General features: G+C 53.4%; 16 protein-coding genes. 10 read left to right on the top strand and 6 right to left on the bottom strand.

Going from position 1 to position 21,576, the window contains the following annotated elements; translation table 11 throughout:
• Positions 1 to 10: 10 nt before the first annotated feature.
• A complete protein-coding gene (locus M6D89_RS01465; protein WP_253966258.1) occupies positions 11 to 3,163 on the bottom strand; it encodes an efflux RND transporter permease subunit in 3,153 nt (1,050 codons plus the stop codon).
• Positions 3,163 to 4,353, bottom strand: coding sequence for an efflux RND transporter periplasmic adaptor subunit (locus M6D89_RS01460; RefSeq protein WP_253966257.1), 1,191 nt, complete (start codon positions 4,351 to 4,353; stop codon positions 3,163 to 3,165). Before M6D89_RS01460 ends, M6D89_RS01465 begins: the two co-directional genes overlap by 1 nt.
• Positions 4,354 to 4,711: 358 nt before the next feature.
• On the opposite strand from M6D89_RS01460, the gene M6D89_RS01455 reads away from it, so the two are divergent.
• The 9 genes from M6D89_RS01455 to M6D89_RS01415 all read left to right on the top strand — a co-directional run bounded on the left by M6D89_RS01455 (position 4,712) and on the right by M6D89_RS01415 (position 13,485).
• Positions 4,712 to 5,707, top strand: a complete 996-nt coding sequence (locus M6D89_RS01455; RefSeq protein ID WP_253966256.1) for a hypothetical protein — start codon at positions 4,712 to 4,714, stop codon at positions 5,705 to 5,707.
• A 64-nt stretch (positions 5,708 to 5,771) separates the two neighbouring features.
• A complete protein-coding gene (locus M6D89_RS01450; RefSeq protein ID WP_253966255.1) occupies positions 5,772 to 6,803 on the top strand; it encodes a phospholipase A in 1,032 nt (343 codons plus the stop codon).
• A gap of 8 nt (positions 6,804 to 6,811) precedes the next feature.
• Positions 6,812 to 7,345 (top strand): DUF3833 domain-containing protein, encoded by a 534-nt coding sequence (locus tag M6D89_RS01445; RefSeq protein ID WP_253966254.1) that lies wholly within the window; start codon positions 6,812 to 6,814, stop codon positions 7,343 to 7,345.
• Between the two features lie 315 nt (positions 7,346 to 7,660).
• The gene (locus M6D89_RS01440; RefSeq protein ID WP_253966253.1) at positions 7,661 to 10,498 is read left to right on the top strand and encodes a monovalent cation/H+ antiporter subunit A; all 2,838 of its coding nucleotides are present in this window, start codon (positions 7,661 to 7,663) and stop codon (positions 10,496 to 10,498) included.
• Positions 10,498 to 10,839: a Na+/H+ antiporter subunit C gene (locus M6D89_RS01435; RefSeq protein WP_253966252.1), complete on the top strand. Its 342-nt coding sequence runs from the start codon at positions 10,498 to 10,500 to the stop codon at positions 10,837 to 10,839. Before M6D89_RS01440 ends, M6D89_RS01435 begins: the two co-directional genes overlap by 1 nt.
• The gene (locus M6D89_RS01430; RefSeq protein WP_253966251.1) at positions 10,836 to 12,359 is read left to right on the top strand and encodes a monovalent cation/H+ antiporter subunit D; all 1,524 of its coding nucleotides are present in this window, start codon (positions 10,836 to 10,838) and stop codon (positions 12,357 to 12,359) included. Before M6D89_RS01435 ends, M6D89_RS01430 begins: the two co-directional genes overlap by 4 nt.
• Positions 12,352 to 12,864 (top strand): Na+/H+ antiporter subunit E, encoded by a 513-nt coding sequence (locus tag M6D89_RS01425; RefSeq protein ID WP_253966250.1) that lies wholly within the window; start codon positions 12,352 to 12,354, stop codon positions 12,862 to 12,864. Before M6D89_RS01430 ends, M6D89_RS01425 begins: the two co-directional genes overlap by 8 nt.
• On the top strand, positions 12,849 to 13,118 hold the full coding sequence (locus M6D89_RS01420; protein ID WP_253966249.1) for a K+/H+ antiporter subunit F: 270 nt from the start codon (positions 12,849 to 12,851) through the stop codon (positions 13,116 to 13,118). Before M6D89_RS01425 ends, M6D89_RS01420 begins: the two co-directional genes overlap by 16 nt.
• 7 nt (positions 13,119 to 13,125) lie before the next feature.
• Positions 13,126 to 13,485: a Na+/H+ antiporter subunit G gene (locus tag M6D89_RS01415; RefSeq protein WP_253966248.1), complete on the top strand. Its 360-nt coding sequence runs from the start codon at positions 13,126 to 13,128 to the stop codon at positions 13,483 to 13,485.
• A 1,156-nt stretch (positions 13,486 to 14,641) separates the two neighbouring features.
• Here the strand turns inward: M6D89_RS01415 and M6D89_RS01410 are convergent.
• On the bottom strand, positions 14,642 to 15,481 hold the full coding sequence (locus M6D89_RS01410; RefSeq protein WP_253966247.1) for a transposase: 840 nt from the start codon (positions 15,479 to 15,481) through the stop codon (positions 14,642 to 14,644).
• On the opposite strand from M6D89_RS01410, the gene M6D89_RS01405 reads away from it, so the two are divergent.
• Positions 15,437 to 16,360, top strand: a complete 924-nt coding sequence (locus M6D89_RS01405) for an IS110 family RNA-guided transposase (protein WP_256504403.1) — start codon at positions 15,437 to 15,439, stop codon at positions 16,358 to 16,360. The genes M6D89_RS01410 and M6D89_RS01405 overlap by 45 nt on opposite strands.
• 590 nt (positions 16,361 to 16,950) lie before the next feature.
• Here the strand turns inward: M6D89_RS01405 and M6D89_RS01400 are convergent.
• The 3 genes from M6D89_RS01400 to M6D89_RS01390 all read right to left on the bottom strand — a co-directional run bounded on the left by M6D89_RS01400 (position 16,951) and on the right by M6D89_RS01390 (position 21,521).
• Positions 16,951 to 18,069 carry a carboxypeptidase-like regulatory domain-containing protein gene (locus tag M6D89_RS01400; protein WP_253966245.1) on the bottom strand — a complete coding sequence of 373 codons (1,119 nt, stop codon included), beginning with the start codon at positions 18,067 to 18,069 and terminating at the stop codon, positions 16,951 to 16,953.
• A 330-nt stretch (positions 18,070 to 18,399) separates the two neighbouring features.
• Positions 18,400 to 19,803: a C13 family peptidase gene (locus M6D89_RS01395; protein ID WP_253966244.1), complete on the bottom strand. Its 1,404-nt coding sequence runs from the start codon at positions 19,801 to 19,803 to the stop codon at positions 18,400 to 18,402.
• A 2-nt stretch (positions 19,804 to 19,805) separates the two neighbouring features.
• Positions 19,806 to 21,521, bottom strand: a complete 1,716-nt coding sequence (locus M6D89_RS01390) for a DUF3592 domain-containing protein (RefSeq protein WP_253966243.1) — start codon at positions 21,519 to 21,521, stop codon at positions 19,806 to 19,808.
• Between the last annotated feature and the right edge of the window lie 55 nt (positions 21,522 to 21,576).

Below are 21,576 nucleotides of genomic sequence, written 5' to 3'. Positions count from 1 at the left end.
ATTCACTCCTTTAATAATGCTGGGACTTTTTACGGTAGGGCACAAACCAGGCCACTGTTTTGCGCCTGAGCCTCCCCATATCGTTCATCACCAAGTAAAGCACGGGCACCAACACCAAGGTGACAAAGGTGGCGAACAAAACACCGTAGGCGAGAGATATCGCCATAGGAATCACAATTTTCGCCTGCAGTGACGACTCAAACATGATCGGCAACAACCCGATAAAGGTTGTGAGCGAGGTCAGTATAACGGCGCGAAAACGGCGCCGCCCACCCTGCAGCACGGCGTTATGCAGTGTTTCTCCGCGCTCGCGGGCTCCGTTAACGTAATCCACCATGACCAGCGAATCGTTTACCACCACGCCGATAGCGGCGAAAATGCCAAACAGAGACAAGCTGCTAAAATCGTATCCCATAATCATGTGGCCCCAAATGGCGCCTACAATGCCGAAAGGAATCACCGACATAATCATCAGCGGCTGGCTGTATGAGCGAAGCGGCAACGCCAACAACACAAATATCATCAGCAAAATCATACCGATATTGATAAAGAAGCTGTTAAAGGTTTCGCGCTCGTCCTGCAAGCTGCCGGACTCTTCAATCTCGACATCACGGTAATCGCGCTCAATCTCCTTGAATACACCGTCCTGTAAAATTTCAGCCACCTTCAAGGGCTGAACCTTGGCAAAATCCAGATTCGCCCAAACCGTAATGGTGCGCTTACCGTCTTCGCGATAGATCTGGTTAATACCATCCACCAGCTCGATATCGGCTACTTCCTGCAGGGGCACCCGGGCACCGGCGGGGGTTTGAATCAGCACTTGGTTCACGGCCCCCAGCACATTGCGCTCCCCCTCGGGATAGCGCACCATCACGCGTATTTCTTCGCTGTCGCGCACAATCCGCTGCGCCTCAATACCGTACAAGCTAAACGCGGCCTGATTGGCCACATCGGCGGTGGTCAATCCCAGACTGTAGGCTACCGGTTTAAGGGTAAATCGCGCTTCGCGCACCCCGCGCTGTTCGCTGTCCTGGATTTCAAACACGCCATCAATTTTATCCAGCCCTGCCCGAATATCCGCCGCCGCCGCACGCAGCTGGGGTAAGTTATTCCCCACAACCCGGAAGCTGACATCGCCGTCGTTGGTGCCGCCACCCATCACCTGATCGATAATGGTCAGGCTTTTAAGGCCGGTAAACTCGGGCATTTTTTCGCGCCAGCGCGCCGACAAGCCAAAAGTATCAATGGGCCGGAACTCGGGGTCGACTAGCTTGGCTTGAATTTCGGCGGTGGTGCGCGACTGCATAGACACGAACAGTTTATCCACCAGCGGCTTGCCAAACTCCTCCTGTATATCGGCCTCGACTTCGTTAATCATTTCCTCAACCGCCAATAGAGTATCCATGGTGGCCTGTTCCGGGGTACTGGCATTCATTTCAATTTTGACAATGGCAAAATCGTGGGGCACCTTGGGCATACCCACAAATTTCAACAGCCCCGCTGCGAACATACCCACAGTGATCAATATCACCGCCGTAAACAGCGCCATCACCACATAGCGGTAGTGCAAGGCCCACTTTAACGCGGGGGTATATTGCCGCTCGATAAAACCCTGCAAGGTATTGGAAATAGCGGTCTGGACCCGGTAAACAATATTTCTGGGATTGGGTTTGGCCGGCTTCATATTAGCCAAATGGGCGGGCAGAATCAGCTTGGATTCCACTAACGAGAACAGCAGACACAACACCACCACATACCCAATGGCGTGGGGGAAGGCCGAATCCGGTCCCGTTTCTAGAATCATAGGCACAAAAGCGGCGCAGGTGGTAAGCACACCAAAGGTGGCCGGGGTAGCAACCTTTTGCGCACCGCGAATGACATTGTCTATACTCTGCCCTCGGTCTTCCACCTCGGCATGGACGCTTTCGCCAATCACAATCGCATCGTCGACGACCACCCCCAGCACCATAATAAAGGCGAAGAGACTGGCCACATTAATGGTCACGTCAATCCAGCTGTGCGGCAGCAGCGCCATGGCACCCAAAAAGCTAACCGGCAGACCCAGCATCACCCACATGGCCAGCTTCATACGCAAGAACAATGCGAGGATGCCAAACACCAAGAGCCCGCCCCAGAACATATTGCTAAGCATCATGTTCAAACGGCCGTTCAGGTAATAGGTTAAATCCACCCAGGGGTCCAGGGTAATACCCGTGGGCAAGGTTTCATTGCGCTCGGCAATAAACTCTTTTACCGTTTGCGATACGTCGGTAATACTCTGGTCTTTAGTGGCGCCGATAAAAAAGGTAACCGCATTGTGGCCGTTTAGTTTGGTGTAGTTAATCCCCTCTTCAAAGCCGTCGTTAACAGTGGCCACATCCCCCAGATAAATGGTGGTGCCATCTTCTAAAGTGCGCAGGGGTAAACGCTCGAATTCAGCGCCCACATAGGCTTGGTTTTCCACCCGAACCGAAATAAAACCATCATCGGTGCGAATTTGTCCGGCTGACTGATTGGTAGACCAGTTACGCACCGCATTGGCAATTTCGTTAAAAGTAAAACCGTATTCATACAGTTTATCGCGGCTTACCTCGATGCCAATCTCATAGTTGGCACCACTGTAATAGTCCACAATACTGACGTCGGGCAGCGAGCGCAGCTCGTTGTACACTTCTTCGCCCATACGCTTAAGGGTAAAGTTATCGACATCGCCATACAGAGACACATACATGACCTCTTGGCGAAACTTGGCCCGACTCACTCGGGGACTTTCCATTCCCTCGGGAAAGCTGGAAATAGAGTCAACGGCGGTCTTTACCTCATCGAGCACCTCTTGGGGCTCGTACTCTTCCATTACCTCAATGCTCGCACTGGCACTGCCGCGATTGGAGCGGGTAATCAGCCGCTCAATGCCCTGCACCGAGGCCAGAGCCTCCTCGAGCTTAACGGTAATCGCCTCTTCCACATCCTGGGGCGCCGCGCCGTGGTAGGTTATGTTGATATTGATCCAGTTGATTTCCAACTGGGGGAACATCTGCTTGCGAATGGTCATCGCACTGTAAACACCCATCAGCACAATCACGATCATCAACAAGTTAGCCGCCACACTGTTGCGGGCGAACCAGGCAATAACGCCTTTGCGGGTATCGTCCACGGTCTCCATTAATCGGCTCCCTCAACGTCGGCGGGCTCGCCATCTTCGGCGCCATCCTGTGTGGCAGCGTCGCGCTCTTTTAACTTCATGCCATCTACCGCAAGCTCCAGCGGCGTCAACACCAGCCGATCACCGGCTTGCAAGCCACTTTGAATAACCGTGTTACCGCCCTCGTGGCGCAGTACCTCTACCTGGCGCAGGGTTAAGCTACCCTCGGTAAAAAGCGGCACTGTGCCATTACTGTATAGAGTGCGGGGAATGGTCACCGCACTTTGTATTTGTGCACCCTGCAACTGGGCCACAACAAAAGTGCCAAAACTTAACGCAGGCAGATCGCTAGAGGATTCGCGATGATAGGGATCGCGATATTCCGCTACCAGGTAGCGCATGCGGGTCTCGTCATCCACCAGACCCTCGCTGCGCACGACTTGCGCGGGCCAGGTTTGTTCGCCCGCGCGCAGCGTCACCTCGGAGCCAATGCCGCCATTGGGCAAATAGGCGTATTCCGATTCGCCCACCGGCAGACGCACTTCGGCAGAGCTGACATCCACCACCTGCCCCAAGTTGGTTCCGGTATTGACAAAGGTGCCTAAACTGACCTCCCGTGCCACTACCAAAGCGTCATAAGGGGCGACAATCTGGGTGCGTTCCAGATCTTTGCGAGCTTGCTTTAACGCCGCCTCGGAGGCGATAAGCTGGGCCTGGGCCTGGGCCAGTTGCGGCTTGCGCAGCCCCAGCGCCGGGGCCGGCCGGTCGTTGATATCCTCCCACTCGACCCGAGCGACTTCGCTTTGCGCTTGCTCTTGCTCCAGCCCCGCCTGGGCACTGGCCAGCGAAGCTTTGGCATTTTGCAGGGCCACTTCATAGTTGGTGGGGTCAATGGTGGCCAGCACATCGCCCTTTTTAACAAAGCCACCGCGCACAAAGGTATCGTTCAAGGAGACGATTTCGCCACTGACCTGCGCCACCAAGTTAGTGGTGTACTTGGGCTGCACCAACCCCTGCGACGTCACCGTCAGCTGCAAAGGCCCGGGCGTGAGGGTGCGAAGCTCGACCAGCGGAGCATTATCAGCCGGTGGTTTCATCGGTGGTCCTTCGCGCAAGCCCGCCAGAATAACAACAACCACAATAGCCATTATGATAATGGTTATAGGCAGCAACCAGCGCATATTGCGGCGAAAGAAACCGGGGGTTTGCATCGAATAAATCTCCTGTGAGCTCTCTTTTCTTTTAAATGGGCAGGGCCCGTCAATCTGGCCAAGGGCAATATACGCAAGCGCAAGACAAATGTCCCCTCGACGCTCCAATGTTTCATTTAGAGGCGCAAGCGGTTTTCCCTGCCCCGCCCTGGATCAAGCCGCCCATAGCGCCCTAAGATCAACCAAAGGCCGGCAATCTGAATTGACGCGCAAAATGTGATTTTAGTTGCACTTCATTTGCCCAAACTCAATCACCACAGCTATTGGTATAACTCTTGCTCCGACATTACCACAGATTTGGAGACCAAGGCTGTGGACGCGACTTTCGCACCATGGGCAGGCATAAATTGCCTCGCACATGAGTGAGCGCCACATTAACGGAGCTTTTTATTTAAAAACGGGCACCATGAACGGGCAAACCAGCGTACATCATGCACTAGATTCGCACGCCAATAGCGACATTTTCGAACGCTATTACGGCCTGTATCGCCGCCGCCAGGATGCGTTGAACCTGATCCGGCAGCTTAACCGCACCATCAAAACCGCCCAGCGTCACCGAGGTATGAGCATGGGCACCCTGGGCGGTAACGATATGTTCCGCGACGATTTAAATCAGCTGCAAACCGAACTGGGACGCCGCGTATTGCTGTTACAGGCGATGACCCGAGCAAACAATGGCTTGCTCAGCGAGCGCGATCGCGAGAACCTGCAAAACGCCTGGATCACCATCAGCCGCGACTGGCAGGAAGACTCGGTGATCGACAACTATGAACTCCACTGCCACCTGATCGAGCAATCACTGTCCATGCTGGCCTCTCTGTCGCGAGAGCTGGAACAGCCCATTCACGAAGCGCTGGGTGAAGCCGGCGCCAGCTCGGATATTAACGTCTACCCCGGTCGTTTTAAACACCTTGAGGTGCTGCACTTTACCACCCGCCTGCTGCCAGCGGTGGTGGAGCAGATTGGTCGAATCCGCGCCCTGGGCACCTACGCGGCCGCCGCCGGCTTTTTGGATGACCACCACGACAGCAAGTTGCGCTATGTGATTCAGTGTACTCGGGTCAATAACGAAAAACTGCGCCACCAAATTAAACGCCTGGAAAGTATTTTGGAGCAGGATATCGGCTTACTCAGTCAGCTGAAAAGCTACGAGTTAAAGCTGATGTTTTTGCTCAACATGGTCGAGACCGACATCCTTCACGAAGGGGCCATGAACAGCGACAGCACCCGTATCTACAACCTCGCCACCGACATCATCGATGTATATTTATCCATTGTGGACAATGGTATCGACCTAATCAGCCAATGGCACGACGCCGATATGGACCAGTGGCTTATCAATAGCAACTGGTAACCTTGGCGCGACGAAGGTAATCGGGCAAGATACCGGCGTATCTTCCCAGAGCCTGTAAACGCCTATGCAACTTTCTGTGCTTGCCAGCCTGCCCATAATGTTTACCTCCGCCGTATTGGCGCAGCAGCCCGGGGAGGACACCCCGCTTAACGAAACGGAATACCGCCGCTGTCTGACGTTAATGGCACAAACTGCCGACGCCAACATGACCTTGGGGCAACTGCGAGAAAGCTGCAAAACCCTCAGCCAGGGTAGCGTGGAGCAACGCAGCGCTGAGCTGAAAACCGAACCCACGACCAATCCCGCCAGCGAACCACTGCAAAAACGTATTGAAATGGAAGCACTCAACCGCTCCAACCGCTTTTTGCTAACGCCCCACAACCGCAACTATGTGCTTCCGGCCAACTATACCGACAGGCCCAATGCCGCCCCTTTTGAACAAGCGGCGCAGCGGGATATCAATCTGCAAAATACCGAGCTTGAGTTTCAAATCAGTATGAAGGTGCTGATTGCCCAAGATTTGCTGCACAATAACGGCAACCTTTATATCGCCTACACCAACCGCTCCTTCTGGCAGGCTTACAACACTGGTATCTCTCGCCCTTTTCGCGAGACCAACCACGAGCCAGAACTGATTCTTTCGGTGATGAATGACTGGGAATTTTTTGGCTTTCGCAATGTTCTCAATCAGCTTTCGTTAGTACATCAATCCAACGGTCAATCCGGCGATTTATCCCGCAGCTGGAATCGAATCAAGGGTAATATTGTCTTCGAGCGCGATCACATCGCCTTTTCGCTGTCCCCCTGGTATCGATTGCCCGAGGACAAAGAGGACGACGACAACCCGGATATCGAGGATTATTACGGTCACTATGAACTGCGCGGCGCCTACACGCGTAATGACCATATAGTGAGCTTTATGACGCGCCGCCCCTTTACCCGCAAAGGGGCATTGGAGCTGGACTGGTCTTTTCCCATCAGCAGCACCGTACGCGGTTACATAAAGCTATTTGACGGCTATGGCGCCAGCCTGATCGATTACGATGTTCGGACTCAATCTATCGGGCTGGGGGTTACCTTTACCGATATTTTTTAGAGGCCTTTATGAATAAAATCCTGCTGATTCTCTCACTCGTTTTACTGCAAGCCTGCGCAGGCCCCGAGATCCAGGACTATCAGGGACGAGAACCGGCCTTCGCCCCCCAGGAGTTTTTTAACGGCCCACTGACCGCTCACGGCGTACTCAAAGACCGCGCAGGTTTGGTGACCCGCACGTTTAACGCCGACATTGAAGCCAGCTGGCAAGACGGCGTAGGCACCCTAGAGGAAAAGTTCGAGTTTGACGACGGTGAAATCCAGTACCGCACCTGGACACTCACCCCAGCAGGCAAAAACCGCTATACCGCCACCGCCGGCGATGTCATTGGCCCCGGCACCGCGAGCGTGGCGGGCAACGCCTTTAACCTTCAATACACGCTGGAGATTGACTACCGGGGCGACAAACTGACCCTGGCGGTCGACGACTGGATGTGGCGCGTGTCGGACGAGGTGGTCATTAATCAATCTACCCTCAAAAAGTGGGGCTTTACCGTCGGTTCCATTCAGCTGGTCATCCGCAAGCTCGACGACCAAAATTAGGGCCATCGCTGGTGGCACTTATCGGCAAGTTTGTGTATAAAGTCTCAAGCACTGAACCGACTTCAGGGATACACAAATTTCATGGCCTTCTCGCGTATCGCACTAACCGCATTGCCGCGACCAGACCTAACCGCACTCTCGGCGGCCTGCCAGGGCTGTAATCACGCCGAACGGCGCTATCAACCTTTCTATATGGATCCGCCGGGCCAGGTGTAAGGCTCGCGCGTTTGCATTCGCTGTGCCCGAGCCCCTAGTACAAGCCTAATCATATAAATTAACGCCCTTTAGGGCCTTGAACTTGGGTGCTAACACACCATGACACTACTTAGCATTATTTTGCTACCCATGCTGGGAGCATTGCTGCCGTTCGCTACCGAGCGCTACGGTCGCACCATTTGCGCCTACTCTGCCGCCCTGGGGCCGCTTTGCGCTCTGGGCATATTAATGGGCAGCGCCGTCAGCGTGTTTGGCGGGCACGTGGAGTACGCCAGCTTTGCCTGGCTGCCGACCATGGGCCTGAATCTAAGCCTGCGCCTGGACGGCCTGGGGCTGATGTTTGCCCTGTTAATTGTGGGCATTGGCCTGTTGGTGATTCTGTACGCCCGCTACTATCTGTCCGAGCGGGACTCTCTGAGTAAGCTCTACGCCCTACTGCAGCTGTTTATGATGGCCATGCTGGGCATTGTGCTGTCCAACAACCTGCTGCTGTTGATTGTGTTTTGGGAGGTCACTTCGCTGGTATCCTTCCTGTTAATCGGCTACTGGTCCAGCCAAACCGACGCCCGCAAAGGCGCGCGTATGGCCCTGGCGGTAACCGGCGCGGGCGGCCTGTGCTTACTGGCGGGGGCCCTGCTAATTGAGCGCATTGTAGGCAGCTTTGAGCTGGGGGCCATTTTTGCCGCCGCCGACACCATAAAAGCCGACCCCAGCTACCCGGTTATTCTGGTACTGGTGCTGCTGGGCGCGTTTACCAAATCGGCGCAGTTCCCGTTTCAGTTCTGGTTGCCCCACGCCATGAGCGCCCCCACCCCGGTATCGGCTTATTTGCACTCAGCCACCATGGTAAAAGCCGGGGTGTTTTTGCTCGCGCGTATGTACCCGGCGCTGGCCGGCACCGATGGCTGGTTCTACATTGTCACCTTTACCGGTATGGCCACCTTGCTGTTCGGGGCCTATAACGCCCTGTTTAAACACGATTTGAAAGGCCTGCTGGCCTACTCCACCATCAGCCATTTGGGCCTGATTACCATGCTGCTGGGCTTTGGCACCCAGCTGGCGGTGGTGGCGGCGATTTTTCACATTATTAACCACGCCACCTTTAAAGCCTCGCTGTTTATGGCCGCCGGGATTATTGACCACGAAACCGGCACCCGCGATATGCGCAAAATTAACGGTATGTGGAAGTACATGCCCCACACCGCACTGCTGGCCATGGTAGCCGCCCTGGCAATGGCGGGCGTGCCGCTGCTGAACGGTTTCTTGAGTAAAGAGATGTTCTTCTCCGAGGCGCTGCACATCGAATCCATGGGCATGTTCAGCTGGATATTCCCCCTCATGGCTACCTTGGCCGGGGTTTTCTCGGTAGCCTACTCGGTGCGCTTTATTCACGATGTGTTCTTTAACGGCGAGCCTATCGACTTGCCCAAATACCCGCCCCACGAGCCGCCGCGCTATATGATTGTGCCGGTGGAAGTTCTGGTGGCCCTGTGTCTGCTGGTGGGCATACTGCCCAACTTTACCGTGGCGCCCTTTTTAGACGCCGCAACGCTGGCGGTACTGGGCGAAAACAAACCCGATTACCATATTGCCATCTGGCACGGCTTCAACCTGCCACTGATCATGAGTATTGTCGCCATGATTGGCGGGCTTTTGATGTACAGCCAGCGCACCGGCTTATTTGCCTTTTACGAGCGCAAATTCCGCCACGACGAGAAAATTGTGTTTGAGTCGCGGGTACAGCTGTCGGTGCGCATCGCCCAGCTGTTTACCGATTTTGTGCAAAACAACTCGCTGCAGCGCTATATGTCGCTGTTGATTGGCTCGGCCATTGTGGTGATCGCCTACTCGCTTTACCCCATGACCCAACTGCAGGGCAGCATTCCCATCAGCACGGTTGAACCGGTAAGCCTGTTGGCGGCCATTATTTTAATCGTGGGCGCGCTGGGCACGGTGCTTTTGCACCACAACCGCTTTGCCGCTTTGTTGTTAATGAGCGTGGTGGGGCTGATCGTCTCGCTGATTTTTGTGCGCTACTCGGCGCCGGATTTGGCGCTCACGCAAATCTCGGTTGAGGTAGTCACCATTGTCCTGCTGATGCTGGCGCTCTACTTTCTGCCGCAAATTACCCCCAATGAGTCCGGCGCCAAGCGCGTGGGGCGCGATATTGCCCTGGCCGGCGCCGCCGGTATTGGCATGGGGTTAATCACCTTTGCCATGCTGACCCGTCCCTACGAATCCATCTCGGATTTCTTCCTCGCCAACAGTGTCTCGGGCGGCGGAGGCGCCAATGTGGTAAATGTTATTTTGGTGGATTTTAGGGGCTTTGATACCTTCGGCGAAATCACCGTACTGGCGATTGCGGCGGTGGGCATTTACGCCATGCTCAACGGCCTGCATTTGCCCCTGCCTCAGGCCGACGGCGAGGGCCGCACCTGGGACAAAGAGCCCCACCCCCCCATTCTGGCGGTTATGGCCCGAATTCTTCTGCCGCTGGCATTACTGGTGTCTACCTACTTATTACTGCGCGGTCACAACGCCCCGGGCGGCGGCTTTATTGCGGGGCTGGTGACCAGTGTCGCGCTGATATTGCAGTATGTGGCCTCGGGCACCGGCTGGATGCAAGAACGACTTAAGTGGAAGTATCGCCGGGTGGCGGTCTCGGGGGTGTTTATCGCCGCCCTGACCGGTATGGGCAGCTGGTTTTTCGGCTATCCGTTCCTGACCTCAACCTTCAGCCATGTTCACTGGCCAGTGGTGGGCGACTTTGAACTGGCCTCGGCCATGGGCTTTGATATCGGCGTTTATGTCACCGTAGTAGGTGCCACCATGCTGATTTTGGCGCACCTGGGCAAGCTGGCCCAAACCAGCCATTCGCCGCGCCCACCCACCAGTAAAACCTATACCGACACCCAAGTGACCAGAGGAGAAAGCTGATGGAAGTTCTGGTAGCCGTGGTGATTGCCGTATTAACCAGCTGCGGGGTGTACCTGCTGCTGCGCGGACGCACCTTCCCTATTATTTTGGGGCTGACTCTGCTCACCTATGCCGTCAACCTGTTTATTTTTATGTCCGGCCGCTTAAATCCGGGCAAAAGTACCATTATCGGCGTCGGCGAAGGCTATACCGACCCCCTGCCCCAGGCACTGGTACTGACTGCCATTGTAATCAGCTTTGCCATGACCGCCTTTGTGATGGTGCTGGCGCTGCGCGCGCGGGCCGAGCTGGGCAACGACCATGTCGACGGTCGCATTAAAGTGGAGGACGTAAAATCGTGAACCACTTGATTATTGCTCCGGTTTTGATGCCGCTGCTCACAGCAATATTACTGCTGCTGGGTACCGGCAGGCCGCTGCGTATTCAGCGCGGAATCAGTTTTATCAGTATTTGTCTGCAGTTAGGTGTGGCCACCGCACTGCTGCTATCCGCCGCCGAGGGCACTATTAGTGTTTACGCGCTGGGCAACTGGGAGGCGCCTTTCGGCATTGTCCTGGTGCTGGACCGACTGAGCGCGCTCATGGTGTTTGTCACGGCGGTGCTGGCGTTTTTCAGCTTGTGGTACGCCATACGCGGCAACGACAAGCCCGCCGACAGCTTACACAGCGTGGTGCATTTTTTAATTATGGGGGTTAATGGCGCCTTCCTGACCGGCGACCTGTTTAACCTGTTCGTCTTTTTTGAAGTGCTGCTAATCGCCTCTTACACCTTGCTGCTGCACGGCGGCGGTGCGGCACGCATTAAGTCGGGCCTGCACTATGTACTGCTTAACCTGGTGGGCTCCAGCCTGTTCTTGATCGCGGCGGCGCTTTTGTACGGTTTAACCGGCACCCTCAATATGGCCGATATGGCCAACAAAGTCGCGCAAACCACCGCCGACGAAGCGCCGCTGATGAACGCCGCCGCCCTGTTGTTACTGGTGGTGTTTGGCTTAAAAGCCGCTATGGTGCCTCTGTATTTTTGGCTGCCACGCGCCTACGCCTCGGCCTCGGCGCCGGTGGCGGCGGTGTTCTGCATTATGACCAAAATCGGTATTTACGCGATTATCCGTATGTACACTCTGGTGTTTGGTGATGAGGCCGGCGTGGTAGCCAACTTAGCCCAGCCCTGGCTGTGGCCCCTGGCACTGGTAACCCTGGGCTTTGGTGTGGCGGGCGCCCTGGCCGCGCGCGAGCTGCGATTACAAATCGCCTATTTGGTGGTGGTATCCGTGGGCACCATGATGGCGGGTGTAGCGCTTAACACCGAGCAGGCTCTAAGCGCCACCCTGTACTATCTGATGCATTCTACGTGGATTTGCGGCGCGCTATTCTTGCTGGCCGATTTAATCGTGCGCCAGCGCGGCGCCACCGCCGATCGCATTATTACCGGCCCCGCCCTGCGCCAACCGGTAAAATTGGGGGCGCTGTTTTTTATCGCCGCCGCCGCCATTATCGGTATGCCGCCGCTGTCGGGCTTTGTGGGTAAAGTCTTGCTAATGCAATCGGCCACTACCGACGAGCGCACCTTCTGGCTGTGGTTTATGTTGCTGGCGGCGGGTTTTGTCACCATTACCGCCCTAAGCCGCAGCGGCAGCACCATTTTTTGGCGCACCGAAAACCGCGTTGCCAAAGTCGACAAGGCTGATCGCGGCGCCCTGCTGGCGGTAATCTGCATGCTCGCCCTGTCACTGGTGCTATCGTTTGGCGGTAACCCGGTAGTGCGCTACACCGACGCGCTAGCGCAACAGTTAAAAAATCCGGCCATTTACACTCAGGCGGTGTTAAGCCATAAAGCCATTCCGGGGGTTCATCATGACTAGTCTGACCGGAAAAAAACTTTTTCCCCACAAGTTACTCAGCGTCTTTATGCTGGGCCTGTGGCTGTTAATGAACAACACCATCGCCCCCGGACACTGGGTGCTGGGCGCGATACTCGCCTGGGCCATCCCGTTTTTTACCCAGGAGTTCTGGCCCCAATCCATGGTTATCGCCAAGCCGTTTAAAGCAGTGCGCTTTTTACTGCTGGTACTGTGGGACATTGTGATCGCCAATGTGCAAGTGGCGTTTTTAATTATGGGGCCGCGCAAAAAACTGCAGCCTGCGTTTATGCGCATCCCGCTGGACTTAAAGCAGGATTTCACCATTACCCTGCTGGCCAACACCATCTCGCTCACCCCGGGTACGGTATCGGTAGACTTGCAAATGGAGGACGGTTACCTGCTGGTGCACGGTCTGGATGTCAAAGATATAGACACCACCATTGCCGAGATTAAAAACCGCTACGAAAAGCCGTTAAAGGAGATTTTCGAATGCTCCAATCCGTAATTCAGCTAACCATGCTTATCGTCGGCCTGGCGCTCGCGCTAAACCTGTGGCGTCTGTGCATCGGCCCCACCATGACCGATCGCATTCTGGCGCTGGACACCATGTACATTAACTCCATCGCCATGCTGATTTTATTCGGCATGCACGAGCAGAGCACCCTGTACTTTGAAGGCGCGCTGCTGATCGCAGTCATGGGTTTTGTGGGCACCGTCGCCCTGTCCAAATACCTGCTGCGCGGCGACATTATCGAGTGAGGCACCTATGAGCGTTACCGTAGAAATTATTATTTCCGTGTTTTTAATTCTGGGGGCCTGCTTTGCCCTAGTGGGCTCGCTGGGCTTGGCGCGCTTGCAAGACTTTTTTATGCGCCTGCACGGCCCCACCAAAGCCACCACCCTGGGCGTGGGCGGCATGATTATCGGTTCCATTATCTTCTTCTCCACCGGCGATCAGGAACTCAGCCTGCACGAATTGCTGATCGCCCTGTTCCTGTTTATCACCGCCCCGGTGAGTGCGCATATTGTGGGTAAGGCGGCATTGCACCGCCAGTTAAGATGTGAAGCGCGGACGCGGAATGTGCCTTGGGGGAATGAGGGGGATGATTCGGTGGATATTAATTGATTTAGATTTTGGAGAATGGAGGACGGTTTACGGGGGGGCGGAAAAGACGCTGGACGCTGGACGCTGGACGCTGGACGCTGGACGCTGGACGCTGGATAAGAGTGTGCAGCGCATAGCAACGTCAAATCAGAACATAAAAAAGCTTAATCCTTAAACACCGATTCAGCTGACTCATCGTGAACGTTAAGGGGCTAACAAAGCTGAAAATGACAAACTCAAACCCTATTTCCGAAGTAACCAAAATTGGTAACTATGCAATTCCTGCATTTTCTGCCTTTGTAACAGCAGCCCTCGCAATAAACGACGCCGAAACGGCAACTGCATTTGCGTTATACACTATATCCTCCTCGATTATCGCATACTCGCATCGCTTGACATGGCTCCGTAGAGGAAACCACAAAGACATTCCGAGGCAAATGCCTCGCTGGCAAATCTTGGGGTTTCTCTCCATTCACATTATTTTATTACTTGTTCTCATAATGCATCTAAAAACCACTGGAAAAATTTAGACACGAACAGCCTGTAATGCCGAAGGGTAAACTCTCGGCGTTTTATTTTACATATTGAAATAAACCCGCTTCTAACGACATTTAAAACGTGGCATTGAACTAGCTCACAATCGACCAAATTCATCTAAAAGGACGTTTTATGAAATTATTGGTTTTTCTCGGTACTGTGCGCGATAGCACCCCTCCTAAACCTGCTCGCCTGGGTGCTCGGGTAGCCGCAGCTGCTCTTGATTGCCTATCCAGACGACGGGGGTCAGACGACGGGGGTCAGGCCTTACATTTCACACCCTGCATCATTCATCAAAGCTTTTCACTGCTCGGCTCACTGTCGCATAGCTGACGCCAAACGCATCACCAACCTCAGATAGCATAGACGACGGGGGTCAGGCCTGAATGGCACTTACTTAAGCATAAGCACTTGATATAGACACAAAAAAACTGCTCCAATGATGAGGCTTTTTCCGACCAAAGAGTCCACCATCACCAAGGAGCAGTCTGTATGCATGCTAATCGTAGCCGCCGCCAATTTCAACAAGCAGCCACTCAGAAAGCCTGTGCCAAACAAGACGCCATGAGCTTTTTTAATATTCTGAGACGACGGGGGTCATGAGACGACGGGGGGCAGGCCTTACATTTCACACCCCGCATCATTCATCAAAGCTTTTCACTGCTCGGCTCACTGTCGCATAGCTGACGCCAAACGCATCACCAACCTCAGATAGCGTATAGTGGCCGCTGCGGTACGCCTCTGACATGCCCTGCTTCCGGTCTGCGTAGCTATCGACGTAATGCCCTAATGGTTTCGGTGGGCTGAGTTTCTGTGGTTTTGGAATATCAAGCAAGGACTGATTCGGATCCATCTTGGCTTGCGTATCTTCAACAAACTCGTCTGACCCAAGGTACACCTGATTCTTTAAGGCCTCCCAGGGAGAGGGTTGATTTTTCCCCTCTTGAACGAAACGCTTGTACCCCTCCACTGCCACTTTTCGGCGCCGGCCGAAGTTTCCCAGAATCCAATCTGTCGTTAACGCTCTTGGCGGCTCGTTTTGACCAGCTGTAGCGCGGTAACTACTCCAAGGCCATTCTCTTGCCGAGCGTACCATGCGTGCCCGAACTGGGTTTAAGACAATATACCTAGCCAGCTCCAGTAAATATGCGTCTTTCTCGACCAATATGGCCTTATACCTTCCCTGGAATACATGCCCCACGCATTGATGCCGACGATTGAAAGCGGAGGTGTAAGTACCATTTAGGTATTTCATTCCCTTTGATAATGACGGCGCCTGTGTCTCAATCAGTAAATGGTAATGGTTCGACATCAGGCAATAAGCATGGCAATACCACTGGAATCGCTCGCAGGCGACACAAAGAAGCCGCAAGAAGTCCTCAAAATCATCATCACTCAAGAATATGTCTTGGCGTGCGTTGCCACGAGAAGTCACATGATACAAAGCGCCGGAAAACTCAATACGCAGAGGGCGAGCCACAGAATCACCTCAACAAGTCAGACCACTTACCCCACTCTAGCACTCTTCATCAGTGTGTCAAATGTAAGGCCTGACCCTCGTTGTTGCAGTGTGTCAAATGTAAGGCCTGACCCTCGTTGTTGCAACGGCCTAAAGCGTACTGACGATCGCTACGACGCGTTCCACCTGGCTCATCTAATGCGCCTCGGGATTCTACCTACCGGATACATCTATCCCAAAGAGCATCGAGCATTGCGGGATTTACTTAGAAAACGTATGCAGTTGGTACAAGACCGAAGCCGGGAGATTATCCGGCTCAAATCCTTTATACAGCTTCATACGGGGCAGACGTTAAGGGCAGACAAGATTAAGGCCAAGAAATTTGTTGCCCCTAGAATCGGTGAGGCTAATACTCAGCTAGCGCTACAAACCTCAATAGGTATGGTGCGTGCGTTTACCCAGCAAATAAAAACCGTGGAGCGGTCAATTAGTCACCAAGTAGATTCATCGCCGAATTTCAACTTGCTCAAGACCGTGCCAGGTATAGGCGACATACTCGCACAAACGGTTCTATTGGAAAGCGGCAATATCAGGCGTTTTAAAGGGCCTGGGAATTTCGCCTCATACAGTCGATGCGTCGACAGCCGACGTGAAAGCAACGGCAAGAAAAAAGGCGAGAATAATCGAAAAAACGGTAACAAGTACTTAGCGTGGGCTTTCATTGAAGCAGCCAATTTCTCCATTCGACGCAGTGAAAAAGCCAAAGCTTTCTACCAGCGCAAGGCCAAGGAAACGAATATCATTGTGGCTAGAAAAGCACTAGCTCACAAATTGGCTAGGGCCTGTTACTGGATTATGCGCAACGGCGTCGCCTATGACGAGAAACGACTGTTCGCCTAAGCTTGGCGGAGCCGGCTAACCATTGACAGGGTTGGCATTAAACCACCAGGCCTGATTGGCCCGGCTTCGCCACCCAATAACACGCATAAAAGCATTTGCTCATGCTTCGAGTCAGCAACGGGTTGAGCCAATGATGAAGTTAACAGTTGAGCTCACAGATCTGTCATTTGAATGAACAAAGTATGGTACCGATGTTTTTCTGGGGCGAAAGCCAGGGCTATCTACCAATAGCTTGATCCTGATGGGTGACTGGTGAAATTGAGAAACACCAATCCAATGAAAAGCCGGGTGCAATTTTCTTGAGGGCGTGTGTAGATCGAAAACCCCGCTTACTCGGGAGGATTTTTTTCGTCTTCGGTTGACAATTTGCCTAATGGGTGACCCTACTGGTTCTACTGGTTCTTACTAAGTAAACATCCTGATCGATATAGTCCATAATCCACCCTTTAATTCTTGTTCTAGGAAATTATAAGTCGCCGAATTTCATTTGGTTGATATGTTTAAGAAGAGAGCATCGGGGTCAGATACCCTCTTGAAGATCAAGAGGGTATCTGACCCTACTGGTTCCTTGGCGCCCTGCTGGAAAACCCCTAGTAACCTCGATCTGGCCCGAGCAATGAGCGCCCGCCGTCGGGGTTTATATTGTATTTATCAATCATTAATATGGGGCCTTCATAAAAAATATCGAAAGATAAAATTAGACTGCCATACTCTTTTCCATTATTAGAGTAAAAATAGAATTTTTTGCGAGATAGGCCGCCCCGATAGTTAGAGTCATTTTTATTAAATGTCCAGCGGATTGATGGCACATAGCCGAAATCGGGGGCTTTATACATATAACGTTCATCGGTTGCGACTAGACCGCCGTCAATCGCTTCTATTTCTACTGTCCAGTCAGCGGTTTCCGTCGCTAGCGCCTCTTCGCACGAAAAGCGAACACGCAACTGGCCTTCTAACCCGTCAAGCACCAAACGTTTTTTGCTTCGTGGTGACACAAGCATATCAATTGAATATGTATTGTTTTCACAATCTACACGAAAGTTATCTCTACCTGATTTCAGGTTGGTCACCAAATCGTTCGGATCAATTCGCCATGCCTGAAAAACATAGGGGTTGCCTTGTGGGTAATCACTCCATAAGGGCTCGTTTCCGCCCTTCATTCGCTGAAAGCTATCAAATCCTATCCCTCCACTCCCCGTAGAACGAAGATCATTAGGAAAATAGTATTTAACTCCGGGGTGAGAAAGATTAGTAATCAGTAAACTACCGCCTTTCATATGCACACTAAACTTACCCTCTGCATCGGTTCTCGCTCTCGCTTTGCCTGAGCCTGGCGTCAACAACCGGCCGCCTCCTTCAATATCCAGCGTGGCACCAACAACTGGATCACCATATTGATCCACCACCTGCCCGTAAAAGCTCATATCGTCAAGCTCGGGGAAGCTTAGACGATATTGAAGGCGTTGCTTGAAGGGCAGCAGTGCCAAAAGTGCGTCGAATAAACCTTCGGACTTCTCGGGGTCATCTTTAGCTTCGTCGATGAGTTTTTTCATCTTATCGGCTTGTGCCGAATCTACAAGCGCTTCTTCCGTAGGGGCTTCAGTGGAAATTTTTTCGGTAGGAGAGCCGTTAAACAGCCAAAAAAGCCATCCGAAAATACACAGGATTAGCAGGGCGGCTACGATTAGGTACAGTTTCTCTTTTTTCATCAATATCTTCCTTTATTGCAGCCCTGATAACTTATCATCATTCAACTCCAAAGGATCAATGGCGTCAGAGTCGATGAAATCACTCGTTGAAACGCAGCGCGATATTCAGATAGTCCAGTATGCTAAAGCAGGTTGGAACTTTAAAGCAGGCTCTCAGAACCAAAACTATAAATCCTCAATCATACGTCCTCACTGTCATATTTATCCCTGACAATTAGTACGGCGCCGGAAGAACTTACACCATCACGAATTTCAAATAGCGAATTAAAGACGCGCTCAGCGCCTTCAGCTAAACGCAGTGGTCGAAACGAATAGGATTCGGCCGCTGTTTTACCAAACGCCCTGCAATGCCGGCCCTACGTCATCCCCCACAAATATCTGCGGCTCGGAGTGATCAACTTCCTGCTCATCTTCCCAAATTTCAATATGTTTTTTGGCCACCTCAAAAGCCTCTATAAAACTATTGCTATCGGGCAGCGCTTTTTCAAAGTAGGCGCGACCAAAGTAGGTCATGGTGTCGGCGTCGCCGCAGCCGAAGCTGGTGCGATCGGCGCGGGCGGCGGTCATAATTAGGTGGTGCGGTGCTTTTAGCGGTTCGATAAAGCCACCGGAATAGCAGGCGGATATCATTAATATTTTGGGGTTATCTTTCAAGGGTTCTAAGGCATCGGACAAATCGCCGGGGGTAATATCCACAAAGCCGTGGCCCGGTGCCTCAAGCGAGAATTCGTGCTCGGCCGAGCCGTGGCTGGTTAAATACAACAGCAGTACATCGTCGCTTTGCATATGCTCGGCCAGAGCTTTTATTAATTGCTGCAAGTTGCGTAGCGTTAGCAATGGGGCCTGATCCATGGTACCGGGATAGTTACTGAGAGTTAGCAAATGCCCCGGGGATACCCGATCCGCCTGTATTGTTTTAGCAATGGTTTGCGACTCCAGTGAAAAGACTTTTTGCGTACCGTCGCCCGCGCCGATTAACGCAAACAAATCGACAGTATCCGGCTGAGAGGGTGTTAGCGAATCGAATGCGTCGTGCAATCGTGCTGGCTGGTTAAAAAGCGCTGTTTCAATAGCCAATTGCTGGCGGCGCCGTTCGGCCTTGCTGACCGGCTCGCCCACAAACTGGCCCCACTTCCACTGCCCGGCTTCAAGCACTTTGCCTGTAGCCAGATCAATACGCTCGCCATAGCCGTGGTAGAGGCCGGATTTAAACTCCCCGGTGTAGCGAGTTTCGCCGTCTTCCCATACGCCATTGCCTTCAAACCGCCAGGCTTTAAACTCACCGGCGTAGTCAGTACCGTCTGTACTGGTAAAAGTTCCCAGGCCGGTTAGTTCGCCCTCGACAAAATCCCCCGCATAGGCGCCCTCGGGCGAGGCGTATACACCCTCGCCGTGGAAGGCATCGTCTTTAAATTCGCCTTTGTAAGTGACGTCGTCCGGGCCCAGCCACTCGCCCGCACCGTTTAATAACCCCTGCTTAAACCAGCCGCGAAACACCTCGCCCGATTCAGTGACCAGCTCGCCCTTGCCGTGAATAACCCCTTCTTGTAATTCGCCGGTGTACACATCGCCGTTGGGCCACTCAATAGTGCCTTCGCCATTCATCAAACCGTCGCTAAGCTCGCCTGTGTATGACGATCCGTCGGGCAAGGGGTAATCCTCAACACTGGTGGCGTTAAGGTGGCTACAGGCGGATAACACCAATAGCAGAGGGCACAAAAGAAGTTTAGACATTACTAACAGGGGACTCCGGTGAGTAGACTGAGTGATTCTAACGCCTCTTGGGCCAGTTCGCGCCCGGGCAAGCTGTGACTGATCGTTTTTTTGTCGCCACTGCGTAAACGGGCCTTAATTTTGTAGTAGGTGGTGTGTTTGTTACCGGTGCTGGACGAGTAGCTTTCATCGATAAACAATTTTGTGATCTCGCTGCGCGGAGTGTGCTTGTTGCCCAGCCCCACCCCTAGAATGCGGCGGCGGGTAATCAGCTCGGTGCGGTCGATGCGCACATCCAAGCTAGAGCACAGCGAGTACAGCCCGCCGAAGAACATAAGTAGGCCCGCAATCGTAAAAATACATTCGGGGAAACCGTATGGATCTAACCACAACCCAATGCCGGCACATATTGCCCCCGCTACAATTAACACCAGCATAGTGCTCCAGTTCCGGAATGCCGGATAATGCAATATCACCCCACCCGGCACCTGACGAACATCAAACAGCTCTTCCAATAATTGTTCGCGCTGCTGCGCCATTTCCGGGTGTTGATTGCTCGTGGTCACATCGCCCAACTGTTGCGCTTTTTCAGCGGTGGCGAATACCGGAATTTCATAATTGCGGTCAAAGTCCGCCCCCGGCAATTCGCATTTTATGTTCACCCGCCACAAGTGGTAGCGGTTTCCCGGAGGCTCGGATGCGGGCAACCCCTCATCAACATCGAACAACCACTCTACGCGAGTGCCGTGAGCGGCGCGAGCCGTCTGAGCAATGCCCTCACTCTGCCACACCACCGACTCGCGCCGTTTACGGTTTTTACCCGAGCCCGTGTAGTAACTGTGCAAACACTGCAAAGTCACGGCAAAGCTATTATCCGGCTGATAGGGCAAGGCCACCTCCAGCGCACCGCCTACCTGCCCACCGATAGAACCCGGGTAAGGGTCTAAAGTCACGGACGCAGGGCCAAAACGGCGCCAAGCCAGGGTCAGCTTAATCGCCCAGAACGCAATGCCCGCCCCCACCAGAGGAAATAAAACTGCTACCCAGGCGACGTGGTTACCCTCCAAGGCTTCACCCACCGCGCCAATGGCAGCGGGCAGACTGATTAGATTCCAAAAGGCTGCAAACGCCCACAGCGCCCACATGCCGGTCTTGCCGTCGCTTTTAATGGTCGCGCTCGCCCAATCATTACGCGACAACCAGGGTTGTTGCTGGGCCTCTGACTCAGTCACATTTGTTTTATCCGGCCGGGCGATAAACACATAGGCCCACATCCCCAAGCCCACGCCGCCAAAGACCAGCGCAAACACTCCTTTAAATAAAAGCAGACTCAGACGGAGCTCGCGGTTAAGCACAGCCTGATCTGGCTGTTTCGGATTCACCCAAGCGGTGACGGTTGAGCCATTTCGCTCGGCGCGCTCCAGCGGCCCAATCACCCGACGGTGGTAATCGCCCACGTTATCCGAACTAGAACTGATGCCCACACGATTACCCGTATAGTTTTGCCCCTGGTACTGGTAGCGATAAGTCGCATGCAAGCTGTAAGTGGTAGAGTCATCGGAGCGGTGGTGTTTCATCTCGGCGCTTAAAATCCGGGCCTGCACTGGCTCCCAGCGTTTCATCGCGGTCCACTCGGCGAATTGGGGCACAATACCCCAAAACAAAAAACCTAAGCCCACCGCCGCAAAGGGCGCCCCAAACAAAAATAACACCCAGCGTTCTTTTAATTTTTGTAGCATCCGTTTCCCTAAACTTGATCAATGCCGCGCAAGCCACCATTATGCGCAAAACCCT

This window comes from Gilvimarinus xylanilyticus (genome assembly GCF_024195295.1).
Taxonomy (GTDB): domain Bacteria; phylum Pseudomonadota; class Gammaproteobacteria; order Pseudomonadales; family Cellvibrionaceae; genus Gilvimarinus; species Gilvimarinus xylanilyticus.
This window is presented reverse-complemented; position numbering and strand designations above follow the sequence as displayed.